The sequence below is a fragment of the Phaeobacter gallaeciensis genome, from assembly GCF_001678945.1.
In the GTDB taxonomy this organism is placed as follows: domain Bacteria; phylum Pseudomonadota; class Alphaproteobacteria; order Rhodobacterales; family Rhodobacteraceae; genus Phycobacter; species Phycobacter gallaeciensis_A.
The window spans coordinates 1,868,396-1,889,630 of record NZ_CP015124.1; the positions used below are offsets into that span (position 1 = coordinate 1,868,396).

Sequence of the window (21,235 nt, forward strand, 5' to 3'; positions counted from 1 at the left end):
TTTTCCCAAGGATGGCGCCCTGCCGCGCGGGACGCAAGTTTTCACAATCCGCGTTCATTGCAAAAAAGCATGACAAATCGGCTTGCAAAACCCGCGCGCCGGGTATAATCCCGCGCCACGGTCGGAGTGTAGCTCAGCCTGGTAGAGCACTGTCTTCGGGAGGCAGGGGCCGGAGGTTCGAATCCTCTCACTCCGACCAATAAAGCAAGGCGCCCCATGGGCGCCTTTGTTGTTTCTCGTCATATGTGCTTGGGTCAGCCAAGCATCAGAGATGGCAGCCAGAGCGTGATCTCCGGAAAGCACAGCAGTACCACCAGCACCACGAGTTCCATCAGAAGGAACGGCACGATGCCCCGGAAAATAGTGCCCAGCGCAACCCCAGTTTGGGCCGAGGCAACATAGGCGTTCAGGCCAAGCGGTGGCGTCAGTAGCCCGATCTCGACCGTCTTTGTCACCACGATCCCGAACCAGACGGGATCATAGCCCAGCGCCATCGCGGTCGGAAACGCCAGTGGCATTGCAAGGGACAGGATCGCCAGCTGGTCCATAAACATGCCCATAACCAGCAGAATCAGTACCATGAAGGCCAGAATCGCTGCACGCGGCAGATCCGTGGTCGATGCGAATTCCAAAAGCGCATGGGTGATCCGCGTGAAGGCCAGATAGTTCGCGAAGATCGCCGAACAGGTGACGATGGCAACGATCATGACGGTCGCCCGGATGGCCGCGGACACAGATGTGCTCAGGCCGACAAAGGTTATGCTGCGCTGCACAAGAACAATGATGAGCGATCCCATCACGCCAAGCGCCGCAGCCTCGGACGGAGAGGCGACACCGCCGTAAATGGCACCGATGACCCCCACCATGAGCAACCCCATTGGGATCACGTGACGGCTGGCCTTGACCGCCTTGCCCAGCTGGAACGGATCCCCTTTGGGCGCCTGATCCGTACGTGTCGCGATGATCTTGATCACCAGGGCCAGACCCGATGCCGTCAGCAATCCCGGCACGATGCCGGCAATGAACAGCTGCCCGATCGAGGTTTCCGTGAGGACGCCATAGACAACCAGCACGATGGACGGCGGCACCACCACGGCAAGCGTGCCCCCCACACTGACCACGGCCGCCGCCAGACGGTCGGCGTAGTTATGGTTACGCATCTCTGGAAAGGCCGATGCGGCCATTGCCGCAGTTGATGCGGTCGAACTGCCCACCAACGCCGCCAGCAGGACGGAGGAGGCCACGGTTGCCATCGCAAGGCCGCCTTTGACATGGCCGATCCAGCACTGGCAGGCATGGATCGCGCGGCGCGTCACATCGCCCGAGGTCAAAAGCTCTGCCATGAGGATGAACAGCGGGATCGCCACCAGAATGAACGAGGACGAACTGTCAAAGAAGATGCGTTCCAGCACAGCGAATGCAGGGCGCCATCCCAATTGCAAGGCAAGTCCGATGAAGCCAACCAACCCCATGGCGAATGCGATCGGCATCCGGAACACCATGAATAGGGCCAGCAGGCAAAGAAGGGCGAGGAAAGTGATCATGTTCGCGGCTCTGTCTTCAGGATCCGGGCAGCCAGATGGGCGCCCGGATCGTTTCAGTCTTTGTCGGGCTTACTTCGAAGTCAGGGCACGATAGTTTTCGAGAACCGCCTCTGCGCCATCCGCATTGATACGCTCCAGCCAGTCCTGGCCAACAAGTTTCATGCTGTCGGTGAGGCTTGCCAGTTCCGCGTCAGAGAAGGTGTAGGTGTCGATTCCTTCGTCCTTCCACTGAGTGACAAGACCTTCGACCGAGTCATCCTGCGCCTTTGCCACATGCATGGCCGTCTCTGCGCCCAGCTCCAGCATCTTGGCCTGCACGTCCTCGGGAAGGTCTTTGAACAGGTCACTGCGTACGACCATTACAAAGCTATAGCCGCCGAAGGATCCGTTGGTGGAAATATGACTCACCACTTCGTTGAGCTTGTAGCCCGGCACCGATGCCAGCGGGAACAGAACCGCATCAAGCCGTCCGCGTTCTACCGCCGTGTAGACCTCTGGCCCCGGGATCGAGATACCCACTGCACCCATGGAGCGGGCCGTCATCGCCTGTGTCGAGCCAGACGTCCGGATATCCAGCGCCTTCCAGTCTTCCGCCAGACCAAGCCGTTTCTTGGCAAGCACCTGATAGGGGGGCAGCACGAAACCGAAGATCGGCGTGACACCTGCCGCCAGCAGTTCCTCGCGCAGCGGTCCCTCCTTCAGCATCGCCTGAAGCGCCTTGGTACCCTGCTGGGCCGAGCTGTAGAACCCCGGCAAGCCGACCACCGAATTCAGCGGCAGGGATTCCGCGTGATAAAGCGTGCCCAGAAGCGCCGCGTCGAGAATGCCATTGTTCACGGCATCCAGCTGTGCCTTGGATTTTGCCGCCTGCTGCGACGGGAAATGCTGGAACGAGACCGCACCTCCGGTGGCCTCTTCCACCGCTGCCATCCAGCGCGTGGTGCCCTCGATCGACACGATATGGCTGGTCGACTGGAAATCCCCAAGGCGCAGCGTCTCGGCGATACCGGCTGTTGCGGTCATGCCCAGAGCGATGATCGCGGAAACCGCAGTGATCTTCTTCAAGGTCTTCATTTCGTTTCCTCCCATTGTTGGTTTATCGGGTGAGATCTGGCTCCGCAGGACGGAACACATCATGGATCAGCCGCAGGACCAGCACACTGCACCCAAGAGGTGCGACGGCATAGGCCCACCCGAGCGGCCAGTCGATCACGCCATACTCGACCTCGTGATGCGCAAAGGCACCCCAGGCAAATTTCGCAGACATGAAGGTGATCGCGGCAAAGAAGGCGGCAGGCAGAAGCAAACGCGCCTTTGCTAGCAGCGTTCCCCAAAGACCGGGGAGGGTCTCTGGGCCAAAATCCAGGGCGAGATGACCACCGTCCCGGAACACCCGCGACAGCGACAGCGTCGCCAAGGCAGGCATCAGGTAGAGCTCGGTCAGTTCGAACTGGATCTGGACCGGGCGGTTCGCGATCATGCGCAGCAGGATATCTGCGTTGATCAGGACCGCCACGGCAACCAGGGCGAGGCACCCGGCAAGATGCAGGGTGTCCTCGATTTTTCTCAGCGTGCGTTCGATCATGGTCAAACCAGCCTCCCTTCTGGTTGACGCGAGAGCCCAGGCTTAACGCTTGGGCAGCTCGACGATTGCAGAGCCCATGGCGGACATTTCGCCATCCTGCTGTTCTGCACGTTGCTGGATTTCAAGCAGATAGCGACCATCTTCCTCATACTTGCGAATGACGGTGCCGTGGATCAGGATGATGTCGCCTTCGGGGTTGTGCCGACGCACCTGGCATTTCGCCTGCCGCAGGAACCCATCATCGCCCATCCAGTTGGTGATCTGATGTGTCAGCCAGGACGTCCGCTCGGGACCATAGTCATAGGCGCCGGGCGCACCAACTTCGAGCGCGAATTCCTCTTCCCAGTGAACCCGTTCGGGGCAATCGGGAATGCCGTAGCGGTTCTTCGGACCAGCGCTTGGGTGTTTCTGCTGCAGCTGCCAGGCCAGCTTGTTGGCCCGGATGTAAAGACCGCCCCAACCCTGCGCATAGGCGATGAAGCCAGTGGCCGTCATCGGCCCCTTGACCATGGTCGGCAGCTCGGTGCCTTCGGCAACGTCATCCCAATAACGGGTCTCGGCGCCGCGGATTTCTTCCTGCTCGTAATACTTGTAGTATTCTTGCAGTTCGGCCTCGGTCCAGACACGGCGGCCCTTCTCCTTGGCTTCCGTATACTTGGTGCCATTCTCGCGCGCCTGATCACGGTCGGTGCGGAAGCACCAGCTGTCAGCATCCGCCACAAGATCGCCCGTCGCAGTGTCATAGAAATCGACGTGATAGATCTGCTGGACGGCTTTCCCTGCGAAACGGGTGTCGTGTTCGACCAGATCCTTGAGGTAGGCCTCGGTGCGGAATTCCATGTTGCGAGTGATGGTCTTGTGCCAGTTCCAGTTGGCCCCCGACCACATCGCGTGCACGCCCGGCAGCCCACCCACATAGCCCGAGATGATCCGGTTCGTCGCGAACAGGAACGAAGGCAGCGCGATCACATCGCCATACTTGGTGGTCTTGGCATAGTCCGGATCACACCACAGCGGGTTGTCGTCACCAATGCCATGGGCGTAGTGGCGAATGTTGTCTCGGGTCGCTTCATAGCACCAGGGCTCGACCGTTTTTTCGATCTTTACGCCAACGCGTTCGCGCAGATCGTCAAGGCCTTCCTCGGTGATCTTCGGAAATTTCCGGGTCATTTCATTCATTCGTTTTCCTCCTAGAATTACGTCTGGTGCGCGCGGATCAGCCCGCGGTTTCCAGTTGTCTGGCTTGTTGATCTCTCAGGATTTTTCGGTTCACCTTGCCTGCCGGGGTTTTTGGCAGTTCGGTGACAAATTCGATCTGGCGGGGGTATTCGTGCCGCGCGAGCTTGGAGCGGACATGCTCCTGTATGTCTTCCTTGAGCCCGGCAGTCTCCGCTGTTTTCAGGATAATGTAGGCCTTGACGACCTGACCGCGCAGTTCATCCGGGGCGCCGATCACACCACATTCGGCAACGGCGGGATGGCTCAGCAACGCGTCCTCGACCTCAACCGCGCCGATGGTCCAGCCTGCGGAAATGATGACATCGTCCGCCCGGCCGCCGTGGTAGAAATAACCATCCTCATCGACCCGCCCCAGATCCTTGGTCGGGAACCATGTGCCTGCCTTTTTGACCATGAGCTCACCGGTCTCGCCGGGGTCACATGGCGAACCATCGTCGCGCTGGACCTGCACCTCGACGCCGGGAACGGCCTTGCCCATGGCACCGTCCCGCACCTCCAGATCATTCGCACCCGGATAATTGGCAATGATGACACCGATCTCGGTGGTGCCATACATCGAGCGGACCTTGGTGCCGAAGACACGTTCCACATAGGCGGCGGTTTCGCTGTCGATCGGCTCACCCGTGAAGGAGAGCTTGTCGAAATGATAGGTGAAATCCTCTGCCCGGCCGGAGTTGCGCATCATCCGGTAATGGGTCGCCGCAGCCGTAAGGTTGCTGATCTCGAAATCGTGCAGGGCCTGCAACAGGCGTACCGCGTCAAACTTGCCCGAGAACGTGCCGGTCGACACGCCAAGGGCCAGCGGTGCCAGCGTACCGTGCCAAAACCCGTGCCCCCAGGCTGGTGAGGACGGACAGAAGAACCGATCGCCCGGGCGGATGCCCGTTGCATAAAGCGCCGCAACCATCAGCGTCACGATGGAACGGTGGTTGTGCTTCACCGCCGCAGGCAGCAGGCGGGTGGTCCCGGATGTGTATTGCAGGACGGCAAGGTCGTTACCCGCGGTCGAGCAGTCGAATTCGCCGGGAAATCCATCCAATCCATCAAGGAACTCTGCATCTGCGACAACAACCCGTTCGGCGCCACCTTCGACGGCTTCCGGCCCCTTCTCTGCGTTGGTGAACAGGATCTTCGGCGCGCAATCCTCGACCCGCAGGCGGATCCCGTCAGGCCCAAAAAGGGTGAACATCGGAACCGCCACGGCACCTGCCTTCATCGCGCCGAACATGACGCAGTAGAAGGGCAGCGACGGCTCGATCATGACCGCGATACGGTCACCTTTCTGGACGCCCTGCGACACCAGATAATGCGCAACCTGGGAGGACCGGCTGGCCAGTTCCGCAAAGGAAATGATCTCATCCTGTCCCGAGGCATGCGCAATTCGCAGCGCCGTGCGATCCCCCGCTGCGTGGCGGTCCACGCATTCATGCGCAATGTTGAAGTTGTCGCGATCCCCGTCGAAGAGCGCCCAGAGCGCATCCTTCGAATAGTGCGTCAGCGCGTCAGCGTAGGATGTGAAATCCGTCAGGCGTTGCATCGCCAATCCTCTCCCTTTCGTCGTCCGGCAAGCACGTCATCGCGGCCTGCCCGTGTTCGTTGACAACGGTAGGGATCAGGATATGTTATTGTCAATACGCTATAATTATTGTATATACGCAATGAAATCAAGCGTTACAGAGGTATAAAATGGCCGCAAAATCAGCAGAGACCACGACCAAGAGACAGGTGCCCGCCGTCACGCGAGCCATTGCTATTCTTAGGTTTTTGGCGCGTTCGGACGAACCGGTGGGCGTCAATCCGATCGCCCGCGAGCTCGAACTTGTGCCCAGCACCTGCCTGCACATTCTGCGGGTGCTTCAGGATGAGGGACTCGTCGATTTTGATTCGAACACCAAACGCTACTCGATCGGAATCGGCATCCTTCCCCTGGCCCGTTCAGCCCTTCAGAAGAACACCTTCTCGGTCCTGGTGCAGCCGCTGCTTTCTGGCCTATCCGAGAAATTCGGGGTGACCTCCATCGCGACACAGGTGGCCGAACCGTCCCAGATGGTGGTCATCGCACTGTCGCAATCGACCCTGCCCTTCCGACTTCAGGTCGACCTTGGCAGCCGCTTCCCCATCCTGATCAGCGCCACCGGCCGCCTGTTTGCCGCATTCAACGTCACCGACCCCGAAGAGCTGCGCAGCGGTTTTGACAAACTGGTCTGGGATCACCCGCCCAGCTTTGAAGACTGGCTAACCGAAGTCGAGGCGACCCGCGCGCGCGGTTATGCGGTGGACAGGGGAACCTACATCTCGGGCGTGACGGTTGTCGCGGCGCCGGTGTTCAACGCCGCCGGGCAGATGATCCGCTCGCTTGTCGCCATCGGTATTTCAGAGCGGATGGATGACAAACAAGTCGCTTCGCTGGCGAAATCCCTGCTGAAGCTGCGCGACAAAATCGAAGCCATGCAAATCGAAACGAGGAGCTAGACAGTGACCCAACTCACCGAACAAACAGGCTGGAAAGAGCTGAAGGCCGGTCCCTTCATGGATGGGATCGGCCCCATCCTGAAGACCAGGGCGCTGGATGGCAGCAATATCTATGGGCTGCGCACCGATGCCTCCCATTGCAACGCCATCGGTTCGGTGCATGGCGGCGTGGTCACCGGGGTGCTGGATCAAGCCATCGCCATCGAGGCCTGGAATGCGGCCAATCGGCAACCGACTGTCACCCTCCAAATGGATACGCGCTTTGTCACCGCTGCGCGCGCCGGTGACCTGCTGGAAGCCAGCGCAACCCTGCGCCACGCGACGCGCTCCATGCTGTTCGTGGACGCGGATCTGTACGCAGGGGATCGCCTGATCGCCACGGCAACAGCCGTCATGAAAATAATCGCAAAGAAGGACACACCATGAGCACGCAACAGGAAGAGCAGCAGCGACGCGGACCGCTGGCAGGTATCAAAGTGCTGGATTTCTCGCGCATCCTGTCCGGCCCCTATGCCAGCATGGTGTTGGCCGATCTTGGTGCAGAAGTGGTCAAGGTCGAACCGGTCGGCAGCGGCGATGAAACTCGCAACTTCCCGCCCTTCAAAGGTCCGCTGAGCCATTATTTCATTGCCCTCAACCGCAGCAAGAAAAGCATCACGCTGGACCTGAAATCGCCAGAGGGGGCAAAGATCGCCCGTAACCTTGCGCGCAAATGCGACGTTGTACTCGAAAACTTCCGCCCCGGCGTGATGGATCGGCTGGGTCTTGGCTATGAGACGTTGAAGGCGGATAATCCCGGGCTGGTCTATTGCTCCATCACCGGTTTCGGGCGCAACAGCCCCCATGGCGACAAACCCGCCTTTGATATCGTGGCGCAGGCGCTGTCCGGGGTAATGGATGTGAACCGCGAACCGGGGCAGCCCCCCAACAAGCTGGGCATTCCGCTCGGCGATATGGCGGGCAGTATCTTTTCGCTGTTCGGTCTGCTCGCTGCACTGGTGGAACGCAACACGACAGGACAGGGCCGCCACGTGGAAATCGCCATGCTGGACAGCCTGATTGCCATGCAGGGTTATCTCTCCCAGATCTATTTTGTCAGTGGCAACAGCCCGCAGCCGGTTGGCACCCGTCACCCCTCAATCGTGCCTTACGGCGCCTTCCCGACCAGGGACGGCCATGTGATCGTCGCCTGCTTGACGGAACGGTTCTGGCACAATTTCGCGCGCTGCCTTGGGCGTGAAGACCTGATCACCGACCCGCGCTTCGCAGAGTATGAAAAACGGCTGGAGAACCGCGACGCGCTGGAGCCGGAAATCTGCGAAATCATGGAAAAAGACACCACGGAATACTGGCTGGATCGGCTGACCGAATTCGACGTACCTAATGCGCCGATCCTCAGCATCGCGGAGTCTCTGGAACAGGAGCATGTCGCAGCACGCGGGCTGATTGAAACCGTGACGCACCCGGACGTGGGGGACATGCAACTGGTGCGCGGACCGATCCGGTTCGACGGCGAGAGCCCTGCCCCCGCGCGCGCGCCTGCACTCCTCGGCGAACACACGCGTTCGGTGCTGTCGGACTGGCTGGGATATGATGAGGAAGAGGCCCGTGCCCTAGAAACACGCGCCGCGGCACCCGGCGCAGGCTAGGCCTCAGGTCTTTGCGCCGTCTGGGCAATCAGACTGCGGATGTCCGCATCCGTGACCGGTTTGGCCAATGAGGCCAGGCCGGGACTGCCGCGCAGGCTTTCCGGGATCCGGCCAATTCGGCGTGTCGACATCAGGATCAGTTGGCAGTCCGGGTGCAGCCCGGCGCCCAGCTGCAGAAGATCCCAGCCTGATGCGCCATTGTCGAGATTGAGATCACTCAGCAGCAGGTCAAGCTGTGGCAACTCCCGGATCTGCGCTGCGCCTTCGGCAAAACTGCTGGCCCGGTGCAGGGTATAGCCGATCCGCTCTAGCGCCTTGCCGGCCGAGTCGAGATAGGCCGGGTCATCATCGACCACCAGTGCCGTACCGGGCGCCTGCAGCGCAACCTCCTGTGGGGCCTCCTCAGCCTTCAGCGGCGGAAAATTCAACGTCACGGTGGTGCCCCGCTCCGGCGGCTCGATGCGGGAGGTGATGTCGAGACGCCCGCCGGATTGGTGCACGAAGCCATCGACCATCGACAGGCCCAGCCCGGTGCCGCTGCCGTCGCTGCGATTGGTGAAAAACGGCTCGGTTGCGCGATGTAGCACCTCGGGTGTCATACCACAGCCATCGTCACGGATGCTGAGCTGGGCGCCGCCATCCTGCCCCGTCCCCACCGAGACGCAAATGCGGCCAGCTCCCTCAATCGCCTGACCTGCGTTGACGCAGAGGTTCAGAATGGCGCTTTCCATCTGGCCCGGATCGACCAGCGCATTGACAGGCTCTGCCGGCAGATCAAAGTCCAGCGAAATGTTTTCCGGCAGAGCAATTTCCAGAAGGTCGGCCATACCTTCGACCAGCATCGACAGATCGGTCACCTGCGGTTCCAGATGCTGCTTGCGGGCAAAGGCCAGCAAACGTTCGGTCAGGGACACGCCAAGATCCACCGCCGAGCCGATGCGGGTCCGCAGGTACCGGGCCTGTTCGTCATCCGCCCGTTTCAGAAGGTGCAGGTTGCCAGAAATACTAGACAGGATATTGCCGAAATCATGGGCGACCTCACCGGCGACCTTGCCCAGGGTTTCCACACGGCGGATTTCCTCCAGCCGTTCATCAATGCGTTTGCGTTCGGTGGTTTCCGACAGCAACCAGACCGCCCCCCCATCGGGCAGCGGCGAATGGCGCAGCTCCAGAACATGGCCAGAGGCATCGGTGTATTCCTCAAATCCACCGCGCTCCCCTGCGCTCACTTGCCGGGTAAAGGCAGAGCGGTCGATCAGCGCCTGCATATTCGCTGGTTCTTCCGCCTCCTCCGGCGGCAGGCGTAACAGGCTGCGCAGCTTGTCGTTCTCGGCCTCGATCCGGCCATCGGCAGCACTGATGGCGACACCGTCTTTGATATTGCGGAACACACGCGAGAACAGCGCGTTCTGACGGCGGATCTGACCAGTGCGCCGGTCCAGCTTGCGCGCGTTTTCGCGAAATACCTGAAAGGCGGCAAAGAGCTGACCGATCTCATCCTCGGACACCCGGGCCCGGGGCAAATCGCTGCGGTGATCCCCGGCGGCCAGTTTGCGCATTGCATCAGCCACACGGCGCAGGTTGCGGGCCACATAGCGCGACACGTAAAGCGACGAGGTGATTGCCACCAGAAGGCTCATCAGGGTCAGCGCCAGAAAGGAATTCTTGGCAACGCCAAGGTTGTCGGAGGTCTCTGCGCGCGCCTGCGACAGGCGGGCCTCGGCCTGTGCGACCTTTTCTTCGGCATAGGTCGAAATGCGGCCCGCCTCCTGCCGGATACGGAACAGGGCGTTTTCCGCATCAAGCTGCGCGGCAAGCTCGCGGTGCTTCAGCACGAACAGGCTGTCACTGCGGCTGAGGGCTGTTTCGATCTCGTCAAAGGTTTCCCGGTGGACAGCCGTCAGGCCCGGCACGATCTGATCACGAACGCGCTTGTAGCGGCGGGTGAATTCACCAAGTTCGATCAGGGCATCCGCCCGCCCGGCGCCGATGGCGCTGGCCGTCAGTTGTTGCAGACCGGCCCAGACCTCGCGCTCTGCCAGCGGCAGCGTGGTATCGCCGGACAGCCGCCGCACCCGCCCATTAAGACGCAGCATGTCCCGGTCGATCGCGGTGAGTTCCGCCTTGCGTGCGGTCTGCGGCACCAGCGCGGTGGTCAGATCATCAATCGCCAGCCTCAGCCGGGCCAGCGGCAGATCCAACGCCGGATCGCGGGCGGCATGGTCTTCGATACTGCGCAGGTTCGACAGAACGCTCTGCGCCTCCTGCTCCAGCTGGAAGGGAGGAAACAGCGCATAAAGAAACGGCGCAGAGGTTGCCAGATCCGCCGCCCGGCGGGACAGGTCCAGCGCATCAGACACTTCGGTCAGCGTGTCCTGATGCAGAACATTCATCCACATCTCGGTCCGGTTCAGCACCCGCATGCCGATCAGGCTGACCAGCAGGATCAGCCCGAACAGAACGGCAATGGCAGCGGAGAGGCGAAACCGGACGCTGAGACGGGAAAGCGCGAGCATGCGACGTCAGCCCGGCGACAGGTGAAAGATATAGCCCTGCGCGCGGCGGGTCTGCAGATGCACCGGTTTTGACGGCACCGCCTCGATCTTGCGCCGCAGACGCAGGATCAGCACGTCGATGGTCCTGTCCACGTAGCGCTGCATGTCCGAGCCGAGCTCCTCCAGCAGTTCCGGACGCGGGATCACCCGGTCGGGGTTGCGGGCGAAATAATCAAGCAGCCGGTACTCGGCATTGGTCAGCGGGATCTCCTCGCCTTCCGCGTCCAGCAGACGACGGGATTGCACATCCAGCCGCAGGGTGCCAAAGGCGATTTGCTGTCCCGGCGCGGCGCTGGGTTTGGCAGGACCATGTCCATAACGGCGCAACACGGCGCGGATACGGGCCACCAACTCGCGCGGGTTGAAGGGTTTGATCATGTAATCATCCGCGCCGGTCTCCAGCCCGATGATCTTGTCGATCTCATCCCCGACACCAGTCAGCATCACGATGGGGATCTCGTAACGCTCGCGGATATGGATCGCCAGCGTCAGCCCGGATTCGCCGCGCAGCCGCAGATCTATCAGGGCCAGATCCACTGGCGGCGGGTCGCCCAGCGCGTGAAAGGCGGGAATATCGGCGCAGCAGACCGCATCGAACCCGCTTTCGCGCATCAGCGCCGACAGCGTTTCGCGCACATCCGGATCATCGTCAACAATGGCGATGAGCGGCTCTGTCCTGCCGTCCTGCATCACATCCTCCCTCACCGCACCTCCTGCGGTCTTCGCGGGCGGCATACTGCCAAGCCCCGCCAGGATACGCCAGCCGATCAGCAGAGCTGTGATGCAGTTTGAAACATTGTTAACATGAAAGCTGGCTTCTCGCTGTTTGATTAACAATACGCGCCTAGCATGCGCCGGATGCGCGTCTTTATCTTCGCCCCACCAGCGCCGCGATGGCGGGAGTGGCTCCCGGCACCGGCGTTCCAAGGGAGGACAACATGGTAAAATTCTGGACCGGCGCCGCCACGGCACTGGGCGCTCTGACGCTGAGCGCAATCACCGCAACCGCAGCCGAAGACTGCGCCGAGCGCGGCGCGCTCGACACGCTGTACTGCGATGCCAACGGCGATCTGGTGGCTGATACCCCCACCGATCCGGCCAAACTGAGCAACCCCGACACCCTGGTCTTTGCCTATACGCCGGTCGAAGACCCCGCAGTTTATGCTGACATCTGGGAACCCTTTATCGCACATCTGGAAGAGACCACCGGCAAGGACGTGCAGTTCTTTGCAGTGCAGTCGAACTCGGCCGAGGTCGAAGCGATGCGTTCGGGCCGTCTGCACGTTGCGGGCTTCTCGACCGGACCGACACCCTTTGCGGTGAACCTGGCCGGCGCCGTGCCTTTCGCCATCATGGGCGCTGCGGATGGTCAGTTCGGTTACAAGCTGCAGGTCTTTACCCAGGCCGACAGCGACATCAAGGAAGTGAAGGATCTGGCAGGCCGCCGCGTGGCGCATACCTCGCCGACCTCGAACTCCGGCAACCAGGCACCGCGCGCGCTGTTCCCGGGTCTGGGCGTCGAGCCCGACAAGGACTATGAAGTGGTCTATTCCGGCTCGCACGATCAATCGATGCTGGGCGTGGTCGCAGGCGATTATGACGCCGCACCGGTGGCCTCCGAAGTGGTGGACCGCATGGCCGAGCGTGGTCTCTATGACACCGACGACGTGCGCAAGATCTGGGAAAGCGATCCCTTCCCGACGACCTCGTTCAACGTGGCGCACAACCTCGACCCCGAACTGACCGCGAAGATCAAGGAAGCCTTCTTCACCTTCGATTTCGAAGGCACCAAACTGGGTGACGAATTCGAAGGCGTCAGCAAATTCATCCCGATCACCTACAAGGATCAATGGGCGGTGATCCGTCAGATCCAGGCCTCCAACGGTGTGGAATACACGCCGCAGGGCCTCGCCGGGAACTAAACCCACCAGACCCGAAGATCCGGCCGACCACAGGCGTCGGCCGGACACTCCTGCGGCCCCCCGCGGCTTGCCCCCTACGGGCAACGCGGCAGGGGCATGGCCGCGCTATGTCCGAGAGGCCGTCATGCTAGAAATCACCAAACTCACCAAACGCTACGGATCGGGCGATCCGGTGCTGAAGGAGCTGGACCTGACCGTAGAGGGCGATCAGCTGACCTCGGTCATCGGATCCTCCGGCGCGGGCAAAAGCACTCTGCTGCGCTGTATCAACCGTCTGGTCGAGCCGACTTCGGGGTCGATCAATCTGAACGGCACCGAGTTCACCACCCTTGGCCGCCGCGATCTGCGCGCGGCGCGGCGCCGTATCGGCATGGTGTTTCAGGGTTTCAACCTGATCGATCGCCTGACGGTAATGGAAAACGTCCAGTCCGGGCGCCTTGGCTATATCTCGACCTGGGCGGCGCTGACCCGGCGCTATCCGCGCGAAGACATCCGCCACGCCTATGAGCTGATGGAGCGGGTGGGCATCGCCCATTACGCGGACAAACGCGCGGATGAGCTGTCCGGCGGTGAAAGGCAGCGTGTCGGCGTGGTACGCGCCCTGATGCAGCGCCCTGAAATCCTCCTAGCGGACGAACCCACCGCCTCGCTGGACCCCAAGACATCGGAACAGATCATGTCGCTGCTGCGGGATCTTGCGAATGAGCTGAACTTGCCGGTGATCATCAACATCCACAATGTGACCGAGGCCAAGGAATACAGCGACCGCATCGTCGGCATGCGCTATGGCCGGATTATCTTTGACGACCTGCCCGATCAGCTGGGCAAGGACGAGATGGACGAAATCTATGCAGGCGTTCCGGCAGAGGACCGCGCCGAGGTCGGGGCGGCGGCATGAGCACGGTCAAGGACACCTGGAAAAAGCCACCCTTCATCGCCAACCCGGTGATGCGCTACGGGCTGTATGCGGCTGTGGCGATCTATTTCGTCGTGACCCTGGCCACCCTGCCCATCGATTGGGACCGTGTGGCGGACGGGATGAGCCGCGCCCAGCGCATCTTCAGCGGGGCATTTCCGCCCAGCTTTGACCGCGCCGGTCTGCTGTTCGATGGTTTCATGGAAAGCCTGAAGATCGCCATTCTGGCCACCGTCGGCGGCATCGCGGTTTCGGTGCCGCTGGCCTTCATGGCGGCGGGCAATATCGCGGTGAAACCCGTCTATCTGCTGGGCCGCGGCATCATCATCGTCGCGCGCAGCTTTCACCCGGTGATCGTTGCAATCATCTTCGTAAAGGCAGTGGGCTTTGGTCCCTTTGCCGGGGCTCTGACGCTGGTGGTCTATTCCATCGGTTTTGTGGCGAAACTGCTGGCCGAACGGATCGAGGAAATCGACTTTGGCCAGGTCGAGGCCATGCGCTCTGCCGGGGCCGGGTTCATCGCAACGCTGGCCTATGCGGTGATGCCGCAGATCATGCCGCGACTGGTGGGTCTTGGCATCTACCAGCTGGACAGCAACCTGCGTGCCTCTGCCGTGGTCGGTATCGTCGGCGCGGGTGGCATCGGCGCCACGCTGGCCAATGCATTCGGGCGCTATGACTACGACTTTGCCCTCGCCATCACCATGGTCATCGTCGGGGTGATCCTGATCTCCGAGGCGGTGAGCGGATTTATCAGGAAGCGGATCGCATAATGACCAATCAGTCTTTGAACCAAACGCTCGACCATTGGTCCCGCTTTACCCTGCGCCAGCGCCTGATGCGTTATGGCGGGCTGGCCCTGACCCTGCTGATCGTTGGCTGGGCACTCAGCAGCATCGACGTGATCTGGGCCTGGGTCTGGGACGCGCCGTCGCAGATGGCGGATCTGTTCGGGCGGATGATGCCGCCGGACCCGAGCAACCTGCCCTCAATCCTTGAAGCAATCTGGCAGACAGTGAATATCGCCACCCTGGCGACGATGATCGCCGTCGTGGTCTCGCTGCCCGTTGCCTATATCGCCGCGCAGAACACCACGCCGAACAAGTTCGCCCTGTGGGTCGGGCGGTTCATCCTCGTCTCCTCGCGGTCGGTGAACACCATCATCTGGGCGCTCCTGTTCGTGGCCATCTTCGGCCCCGGCATCGTGGCGGGGATCGTGGCGATCATGTTCCGCTCCATCGGGTTCCTCGGCAAACTGCTGGGCGAAGCGATCGAGGAGATCGACCGCAAACCGGTGGAGGCGCTGGAGGCCTGCGGAGCCTCGCGGTTCAAGATCGTGCTTTACGCCATCGTGCCGCAGGTGATGCCCGCCTTTTTCGCCGTAGCGATCCTACGCTGGGACATCAACCTGCGCGAATCCACCGTGCTGGGCCTTGTTGGCGCGGGCGGCATCGGGATGATCCTGCAAGGCGCGATCGACACCTTCAACTGGCCCGAGGTCGCCATGGTCCTGCTGACCATCCTCGCGCTGGTGGTGGTGGGAGAGGTGGTCTCCTCCTTCCTTCGCAAAAAGGTCCTGTAACTCGGATCCTGTGACTTGTGGCGGCCCGCGCGACGTGGGCCGCCATTCTTCAAGCTCTCCCCCCCGTTCCATCGACAAGCCGGGACCGGAGCGCCACGGTTTTTCACATTTGCAAGCCCTTGTCTTGCGCCGCAGATAGCTTGGCCTTAGGCGTAAGAGGGTCCCCTGCCTGAGTTTAAAACCCTGCCATGCAACTTTACCTGCCCATCGCCGAAGTGTCGGTCAACGGTCCCCTGCTGTTGTCCATTGGGCTGGTTGTCGGCATTCTCTCAGGGATATTCGGGGTGGGCGGCGGCTTTCTGATCACACCGCTTCTGTTCTTTATCGGGATTCCGCCAGCCGTGGCGGTTGCGACATCCGCAAATCAGATCGTTGCCTCCTCCTTTTCCGCCCTTCTTGCCCATATCCGCCGCCGAACGGTGGATTTTCACATGGGGCTTGCCTTGATGGCCGGGGGTCTGGCGGGGTCAACCCTTGGTATCTACATCTTCGATGCCCTGCGGCAGCTGGGGCAGGTCGATCTGCTGGTCAACCTGTTCTACGTGTTCTTCCTGGGGCTTGTTGGGTCCCTGATGTTCATCGAAAGCCTGAACGCCATCCGCAAGGCACGGGCACAATCGGGAACACCAAAGCGCAAAGGTACCAGGCGTGACTGGGTGCATGCCATGCCGCTGCGGGTGCGGTTCCGCACCTCCGGACTTTATATCTCGGTCTTTCCGCCGCTGATCGTCGGCTTTGTCGTCGGGGTGCTGTCGGCAATCATGGGGGTGGGCGGCGGTTTTGTCGTGGTTCCGGCGATGATCTATATCCTGGGCATGCCGACGAAGGTCGTGGTCGGCACCTCCCTGTTCCAGATCATATTCGTCTCTGCCTACACGGTGATGATGCACGCCTATACCAACCACACGGTCGATACCGTTCTGGCGGTGCTGCTGATCGTCGGCGGAGTGATCGGCGCCCAGATCGGCACCCGTATCGGGTTGCTCCTGAAGGCCGAACAGCTGCGCATCCTGCTGGCGTTACTGGTGCTGACCGTCTGCCTGAAACTGGGGCTTGATCTGGCCTTGCAACCGACCGAGCTGTTCTCGCTGACCCACGTAATCGGGTGAGGCTGGCCTCAGCCGCCTGAACGCCTCGCTCTCTCGCAACCAGAGCCTTCGGCGCCCTCGTTCTTCCGCATCGCTTCAGCGAAGAAAAATTGACCATACCTGCTGTTTGGCCGTCCCCTGAGCGCAAATTTTGCCACGGCTGGGGACTGACGTAAGATCGTCTATTGAAACTTCCTAAAGGAACTATCGAATATACCCACAAGGGGTTGATGGCCTTCCGGGTCGGATATGGATAGCAATGATTGAACCTCAGTTTCTCGACGATGATCTACGGTTGCAGTTTATTGCAGACCTGCGCATCGACTTCCGGAATCCCACTCCGGAAATCCAGGGCCTGTGCGATCTGGCCGCGCAACTGGCTGGCACTGACATTGCTCTTGTCTCGATCGTAGGGGAACGCGAGCAGGTTTTTCTTGCGAGCACCGGCATGGGAGAGATGCGGAGCACCGCGCGTCAGGTTTCCTTCTGCGGGCATGCGATTTGCGACAAGACCACTCTGCTTGTGCCCGACACCCACAGGGATGAACGCTTCACCGATAATCCGCTTGTATTGGGCCCGCCGTATATCCGGTCCTATGCCGGGGCCCTTCTTGAGCCTGAACCGGGGCGGCCGATCGGCACCGTCTGCGTTATGGGGCGGGAACCTAGCAGCTTTTCGCCGGAGGTTCTGGCCGGTCTGGAAAAGATCAGCGCTGCAGTGAGTGCGCTGCTGCTTGCACATCGCGACAAACAGAGGCTTGCAGAGGCCGCCTCCCAGAGCGCCCGGATCGCGTTTTGGTCGGACATCATGGAGGAGAGCCTCGAGGAGATCTACGTGCTCGATCCCGGCACGTGGAAATTCGTCCTGGCCAACAAGGCTGCAAGGGATAACATCGGCTATTCGATGAACCGGCTGACCGAGTTGACGCCGCTGGACCTTGATCCGAGACTGGATCCGGAACGTTTTGGCATGACGGTGCGAAACCTGATGCAAGGCCAAAACACCTACCGCAGGATCAGCACAGATATGCTGCGGGCGGACGGGTCGACCTATCCGGCAGAGATCACACTGCAACGGGTGTTTAACACCAGCCCGATGATCGTCTGCTACGTGCAGGATACGACCGAACGCTCTGCCGCCGAAACCGCAGCCCGAGACGCACATGCCAGATTGCAGGCCGCCATCGAGGCGCTGACCGATGGTTTTGTTTATTTCGATGCTGATGAACGGCTGGTGCTGGCAAACAGCCGCTATGTCAACATGTTCTCGGCTGAAACAGCCCCCCTGGTCAAACCGGGTCAATTGTTCGAAGTGATACTGCGCAAGGCGGCCTATGAGGGCTATTACGCCGGTACGGAAGGCGGACGCGAGGAAGAGTTCCTAGCGAAACGCCTTGCGGCCTTCCGCAACCCGTCAGGCTCCAGTCTGGTAACTCTGGAGGACGGGCGCGTTTTCCGGGTCTTCGAACAGCGCACCCCCGATGGCGGCTGTGTCGGACTACGGGTGGATGTCACTGAACTCCATCAGGCACGGGCGCAGGCAGAGGCGGCGAATGCGGCCAAGTCGGCGTTTTTAGCCAATATGAGCCATGAAATTCGCACGCCGATGAATGGCATCCTCGGGCTGGTGCAGGTCCTGACGCAGACCGAACTCGATCCGGCCCAGCGCGAAATGGTCGAGGCAGTTCAGGGCTCTGCCGAGGGGCTGCTGAGCATTCTGAACGATATTCTGGATCTGGCCCGTATCGAGGCGGGCAAGGAAACCTTTGACACGGCCCCGTTCAGCCCGGCGCAGGTGTTGCGAGATGTGGCGCGCATTCATCAGTCTGTCGCCCAGCAAAAGGGGTTGAACCTGCGGCTGGAGCTGGCTCCTGAGCTGGAAGGCACCTGGGTCGGCGATGCGCGCCGGATCGGGCAGGTGATCCATAATCTTTGCGGCAACGCACTGAAATTCACGGATCAGGGCCACGTCACCCTGACAGGCAAGGTGTCCACGGAAGGCAATCTGCACCTTTGCGTTTGCGACACCGGGATTGGCATGACGCCAGAACAACTGCGCCGGGTGCGCAACAAGTTCGAACAGGCCGACAACTCGATCACCCGAACATTTGGCGGCACCGGTCTGGGGCTGGCAATCGTCACCGAGCTGACCGAGATGATGGGCGGCGATTTTCAGATAGAGTCGCAGCAGGGACGCGGGACCGAAGCGCGTGTCATCCTGCCGCTGCAACGCGGTACTGCCCCCACTGAGGCAAAAGAGACGCCAACGGCTGTCATCGCGACCACCTCCCACCCTGCCGCTCCGATGCGCATCCTCGTTGCCGAGGACAACGCCACCAACCGTCTGATCCTGAAAAAGATGCTGTCCAAATTGGACCATGACCCGATCATGTGTTCGGACGGGCAAGAGGCACTCGATACCTGGCAGGCGCAGGAGGTCGATTGTCTGCTGTTCGATATATCAATGCCGCGGCTCAGCGGTCTTGAGGCGCTTGCCAAGATCCACCGACACGTCGCGGACACGGGCGGAGAGATGCCGCCTTCCGTCGCCTTCACGGCCAACGCGATGCCGCATCAGATCGAAGAGCTCAAGGCCGCCGGTTTCGATGATGTTCTGACCAAGCCGATCCGGTTTCAGGACCTGTCAGACTGTTTGACCAACCTCGCAGCCCGGGCCGCAAGCCCCAGCAAGGTCTAGCGATATTGATGGGACCATCTGGTTCTGTCTTTGATGCCAAACCGGCCCCTTAATAGCATGAGAGCCAGCAGAACGCTGGCCCCCTTCACTTTTCAAAAAATGCGCCAAATCAGGGCCTTAATCCATCATCAGCCCCGGCAGCCATGTACCCACTGCAGGCTGCCAAACAAGCAGCGCAAGGATCGCGAGCTTGATCACCAGAAACGGCGTCACGGCTGCATAGATCTGCTTCATGCCGATCCCGTCAGGGGCGACCCCGCGCATCACGAACAGCAACAGGCCGAATGGCGGCGTCAGCAGGCCGATCTCCATCGTCAGCAGGTAGACAACCCCAAGCACCAGATCATTGATCCCCAGTTGCGCCGCCAGTGGCACGAAGACCGGCACCGTCACCATCAGCATCGAGACCTGATCGATAAAACAGCCAAGCAGCAACAGGATCACGATCATGCCGATCAGCACGCCAACCGGGGTCGGATCCACCGCGTTGATCGCCTTGATCAATCCGTTGGTGGCGCCGCTGAAGGACAGGATCTGCGAAAAGGTCTGACTGGCGGCCATGATGAACAGGATCATCACCGACAGCTTTACCGTCTCGATCAGGGCCTTGCCGATCTTCTCGAACGTCAACGCCCGGTAGGCGGCCCCTGCGCCCAGCGCTGCAAGGCACCCCAAGGCAGCGGATTCGGTCGGGGTCGCAATCCCAAGAAGCAAGCTGCCGATCACCACCGCGAACAAGGCGCTGAGCGGTGCCACGTAGATCAGGAACGGCCGCCACCGTTCGGATAGGGACATCGTCGGCAGGTCATCCGGCGGCGCGACCCGCGGGTCCATCAGGCTGCGAAGGATGATATAAGCCACGAAAGAGCCCGCCAGCAGCAAGGCCGGGATAACGCCTGCGACGAGGAGACCAGAAATGGAGATACCCGCAAGGCTGCCCACCAGAACCGCAAGGGCCGAGGGTGGGATCAGCATGGCGATGGCGCCCGATGCCATGATCGGCCCCATGGCCATGGTCGGGTGATAACCGCGTTTCAGCATGCCGGGCATCATGGTCGAGCCGAGCATGGCCGTATTGGCGATCGTCGATCCGGACAGCGCCGCAAAGATCGTACCACCAAACACCGTCACCACCGACAGGCGCCCGGGCACCCGGGTCACCACCCGCTCGATCGCGTCGATGGCGCGATGGGCGATGCCGGTCTGGAATAGGAGCTCCCCCATCAGGATGAACAGGGGAATCGGCGCCATCTGAAAATTCGCAACCGATTGCGTGGCATTGCGCGCCAGCTGCAAAAGGCCCCGATCTCCGCCGAGGATTTCAAAGGCTCCGATCATGGTCACGGTGATAAAGGCAAAGGCCACCGGCAACCCCAGAAGGAGCAGTGCGGCCAGACCGCCCAGCATCCAAGAAAGCGTAACAATCCAATCCATCAGCAGGTCTTTCAGAGGCCAGTCAGCGGCGCATCATCCTGCACCGGGCGCGCAATCTTGCGCAGGAATTCAAGGGTACAGAGCAGCATCGACGCGGGCAGCGGGATGAAGGTCCACCATTCGGGGAAGGTGAAGGCCGTGCGCACCATGGAGCCGCGGCCCTGCGATTGCATAAGCGCCTCGAACGCGTACCAGCCCATCACCGCGCAGGTCGCCGCGCCGATCAGGCAGGTCATCACCAATGCGCCGCGCCGCGCGGCAGGCGGCAGGGCGCGAGTGATCAGATCGACCTGCACATGGGCATTGATGTGCAGCACCCAGGGCGCCGCCAGAAAGGTTGCCACCATCAAGGCGTATTCAATCGCATCAAGCGCGCCGTAGATCACCGGCAGGCCAAGATTGCGCAGAACAACGTTGAGCGGGATCACCAGCGTGATTGCCGCGATCAGGCCCGCGCTCAGCACGGCCAAGGCGCGCAGCAACGCCGAAAAGGGTTTGTCTAACAGTGTCATTGCGGCTCCGGTTTGGGGCGGCTCTGAAGAGGGGCAGCC

The 21,235-nt window shown here is 61.1% G+C and carries 18 protein-coding genes and 1 tRNA gene; 10 read left to right on the forward strand and 9 right to left on the reverse strand.

Annotated features, from left to right (window positions below; all coding sequences use genetic code 11):
• Positions 1-122: 122 nt before the first annotated feature.
• Positions 123-199 (forward strand) — tRNA-Pro (locus JL2886_RS08995).
• Positions 200-254: 55 nt separating this feature from the next.
• Here JL2886_RS08995 and JL2886_RS09000 read toward each other — a convergent pair.
• The 5 genes from JL2886_RS09000 to JL2886_RS09020 all read right to left on the reverse strand — a co-directional run bounded on the left by JL2886_RS09000 (position 255) and on the right by JL2886_RS09020 (position 5,905).
• The gene (locus tag JL2886_RS09000) at positions 255-1,544 is read right to left on the reverse strand and encodes a TRAP transporter large permease (protein WP_065271704.1); all 1,290 of its coding nucleotides are present in this window, start codon (positions 1,542-1,544) and stop codon (positions 255-257) included.
• A gap of 69 nt (positions 1,545-1,613) precedes the next feature.
• Positions 1,614-2,618: a TRAP transporter substrate-binding protein DctP gene (gene dctP / locus JL2886_RS09005; protein WP_065271705.1), complete on the reverse strand. Its 1,005-nt coding sequence runs from the start codon at positions 2,616-2,618 to the stop codon at positions 1,614-1,616.
• A gap of 22 nt (positions 2,619-2,640) precedes the next feature.
• Positions 2,641-3,129, reverse strand: a complete 489-nt coding sequence (locus JL2886_RS09010) for a TRAP transporter small permease (protein WP_065271706.1) — start codon at positions 3,127-3,129, stop codon at positions 2,641-2,643.
• A gap of 42 nt (positions 3,130-3,171) precedes the next feature.
• Positions 3,172-4,308 (reverse strand): FAS1-like dehydratase domain-containing protein, encoded by a 1,137-nt coding sequence (locus JL2886_RS09015; protein ID WP_065271707.1) that lies wholly within the window; start codon positions 4,306-4,308, stop codon positions 3,172-3,174.
• 37 nt (positions 4,309-4,345) lie between these two features.
• Positions 4,346-5,905 carry an acyl-CoA synthetase gene (locus JL2886_RS09020; protein WP_065271708.1) on the reverse strand — a complete coding sequence of 520 codons (1,560 nt, stop codon included), beginning with the start codon at positions 5,903-5,905 and terminating at the stop codon, positions 4,346-4,348.
• Between the two features lie 149 nt (positions 5,906-6,054).
• On the opposite strand from JL2886_RS09020, the gene JL2886_RS09025 reads away from it, so the two are divergent.
• From JL2886_RS09025 to JL2886_RS09035, 3 genes are read left to right on the forward strand one after another with little or no spacing between them, the layout of a single operon-like run.
• Complete coding sequence (locus JL2886_RS09025) at positions 6,055-6,840, forward strand: IclR family transcriptional regulator (protein ID WP_065271709.1); 786 nt, start codon at positions 6,055-6,057, stop codon at positions 6,838-6,840.
• Between the two features lie 3 nt (positions 6,841-6,843).
• On the forward strand, positions 6,844-7,266 hold the full coding sequence (locus tag JL2886_RS09030; RefSeq protein ID WP_082996042.1) for a PaaI family thioesterase: 423 nt from the start codon (positions 6,844-6,846) through the stop codon (positions 7,264-7,266).
• Positions 7,263-8,489 carry a CaiB/BaiF CoA transferase family protein gene (locus JL2886_RS09035; RefSeq protein WP_065271710.1) on the forward strand — a complete coding sequence of 409 codons (1,227 nt, stop codon included), beginning with the start codon at positions 7,263-7,265 and terminating at the stop codon, positions 8,487-8,489. The genes JL2886_RS09030 and JL2886_RS09035 overlap by 4 nt, the downstream gene beginning before the upstream one ends.
• On the opposite strand, the gene JL2886_RS09040 is transcribed toward JL2886_RS09035, so the two are convergent.
• Both JL2886_RS09040 and JL2886_RS09045 read right to left on the reverse strand, forming a co-directional pair.
• The gene (locus JL2886_RS09040; RefSeq protein WP_065271711.1) at positions 8,486-11,005 is read right to left on the reverse strand and encodes an ATP-binding protein; all 2,520 of its coding nucleotides are present in this window, start codon (positions 11,003-11,005) and stop codon (positions 8,486-8,488) included. The genes JL2886_RS09035 and JL2886_RS09040 overlap by 4 nt on opposite strands.
• 6 nt (positions 11,006-11,011) lie before the next feature.
• A complete protein-coding gene (locus JL2886_RS09045; protein WP_065273612.1) occupies positions 11,012-11,734 on the reverse strand; it encodes a response regulator in 723 nt (240 codons plus the stop codon).
• Positions 11,735-11,982: 248 nt separating this feature from the next.
• Between JL2886_RS09045 and phnD the strand changes: the two genes are divergently transcribed.
• The 6 genes from phnD to JL2886_RS09075 all read left to right on the forward strand — a co-directional run bounded on the left by phnD (position 11,983) and on the right by JL2886_RS09075 (position 19,250).
• Entirely contained in the window at positions 11,983-12,966 is a 984-nt protein-coding gene (gene phnD / locus JL2886_RS09050; protein ID WP_065273613.1) for a phosphate/phosphite/phosphonate ABC transporter substrate-binding protein, read from the forward strand.
• 124 nt (positions 12,967-13,090) lie between these two features.
• Positions 13,091-13,864, forward strand: a complete 774-nt coding sequence (gene phnC / locus JL2886_RS09055) for a phosphonate ABC transporter ATP-binding protein (protein WP_065271712.1) — start codon at positions 13,091-13,093, stop codon at positions 13,862-13,864.
• On the forward strand, positions 13,861-14,655 hold the full coding sequence (phnE, locus tag JL2886_RS09060) for a phosphonate ABC transporter, permease protein PhnE (protein ID WP_065271713.1): 795 nt from the start codon (positions 13,861-13,863) through the stop codon (positions 14,653-14,655). Before phnC ends, phnE (JL2886_RS09060) begins: the two co-directional genes overlap by 4 nt.
• Positions 14,655-15,464 (forward strand): phosphonate ABC transporter, permease protein PhnE, encoded by an 810-nt coding sequence (phnE, locus tag JL2886_RS09065; protein WP_065271714.1) that lies wholly within the window; start codon positions 14,655-14,657, stop codon positions 15,462-15,464. The genes phnE (JL2886_RS09060) and phnE (JL2886_RS09065) overlap by 1 nt, the downstream gene beginning before the upstream one ends.
• Positions 15,465-15,652: 188 nt before the next feature.
• Positions 15,653-16,573 (forward strand): sulfite exporter TauE/SafE family protein, encoded by a 921-nt coding sequence (locus JL2886_RS09070; RefSeq protein ID WP_065271715.1) that lies wholly within the window; start codon positions 15,653-15,655, stop codon positions 16,571-16,573.
• Positions 16,574-16,811: 238 nt separating this feature from the next.
• Entirely contained in the window at positions 16,812-19,250 is a 2,439-nt protein-coding gene (locus tag JL2886_RS09075) for an ATP-binding protein (protein ID WP_065271716.1), read from the forward strand.
• Between the two features lie 117 nt (positions 19,251-19,367).
• Here JL2886_RS09075 and JL2886_RS09080 read toward each other — a convergent pair whose 3' ends face one another.
• Positions 19,368-20,684: a TRAP transporter large permease gene (locus JL2886_RS09080; RefSeq protein WP_065271717.1), complete on the reverse strand. Its 1,317-nt coding sequence runs from the start codon at positions 20,682-20,684 to the stop codon at positions 19,368-19,370.
• An 11-nt stretch (positions 20,685-20,695) separates the two neighbouring features.
• Positions 20,696-21,196 carry a TRAP transporter small permease gene (locus tag JL2886_RS09085; RefSeq protein ID WP_065271718.1) on the reverse strand — a complete coding sequence of 167 codons (501 nt, stop codon included), beginning with the start codon at positions 21,194-21,196 and terminating at the stop codon, positions 20,696-20,698.
• Between the last annotated feature and the right edge of the window lie 39 nt (positions 21,197-21,235).

Coding starts and splice junctions, on each gene's coding strand:
- JL2886_RS09000 (WP_065271704.1), bottom strand. CDS start 1,544: ATGATCACTTTCCTCGCCCTTCTTTGCCTGCTGGCCCTATTCATGGTG.
- dctP (WP_065271705.1), bottom strand. CDS start 2,618: ATGAAGACCTTGAAGAAGATCACTGCGGTTTCCGCGATCATCGCTCTG.
- JL2886_RS09010 (WP_065271706.1), bottom strand. CDS start 3,129: ATGATCGAACGCACGCTGAGAAAAATCGAGGACACCCTGCATCTTGCC.
- JL2886_RS09015 (WP_065271707.1), bottom strand. CDS start 4,308: ATGAATGAAATGACCCGGAAATTTCCGAAGATCACCGAGGAAGGCCTT.
- JL2886_RS09020 (WP_065271708.1), bottom strand. CDS start 5,905: ATGCAACGCCTGACGGATTTCACATCCTACGCTGACGCGCTGACGCAC.
- JL2886_RS09025 (WP_065271709.1), top strand. CDS start 6,055: ATGGCCGCAAAATCAGCAGAGACCACGACCAAGAGACAGGTGCCCGCC.
- JL2886_RS09035 (WP_065271710.1), top strand. CDS start 7,263: ATGAGCACGCAACAGGAAGAGCAGCAGCGACGCGGACCGCTGGCAGGT.
- JL2886_RS09040 (WP_065271711.1), bottom strand. CDS start 11,005: ATGCTCGCGCTTTCCCGTCTCAGCGTCCGGTTTCGCCTCTCCGCTGCC.
- JL2886_RS09045 (WP_065273612.1), bottom strand. CDS start 11,734: ATGCAGGACGGCAGGACAGAGCCGCTCATCGCCATTGTTGACGATGAT.
- phnD (WP_065273613.1), top strand. CDS start 11,983: ATGGTAAAATTCTGGACCGGCGCCGCCACGGCACTGGGCGCTCTGACG.
- phnC (WP_065271712.1), top strand. CDS start 13,091: ATGCTAGAAATCACCAAACTCACCAAACGCTACGGATCGGGCGATCCG.
- phnE (WP_065271713.1), top strand. CDS start 13,861: ATGAGCACGGTCAAGGACACCTGGAAAAAGCCACCCTTCATCGCCAAC.
- phnE (WP_065271714.1), top strand. CDS start 14,655: ATGACCAATCAGTCTTTGAACCAAACGCTCGACCATTGGTCCCGCTTT.
- JL2886_RS09070 (WP_065271715.1), top strand. CDS start 15,653: ATGCAACTTTACCTGCCCATCGCCGAAGTGTCGGTCAACGGTCCCCTG.
- JL2886_RS09075 (WP_065271716.1), top strand. CDS start 16,812: ATGATTGAACCTCAGTTTCTCGACGATGATCTACGGTTGCAGTTTATT.
- JL2886_RS09080 (WP_065271717.1), bottom strand. CDS start 20,684: ATGGATTGGATTGTTACGCTTTCTTGGATGCTGGGCGGTCTGGCCGCA.
- JL2886_RS09085 (WP_065271718.1), bottom strand. CDS start 21,196: ATGACACTGTTAGACAAACCCTTTTCGGCGTTGCTGCGCGCCTTGGCC.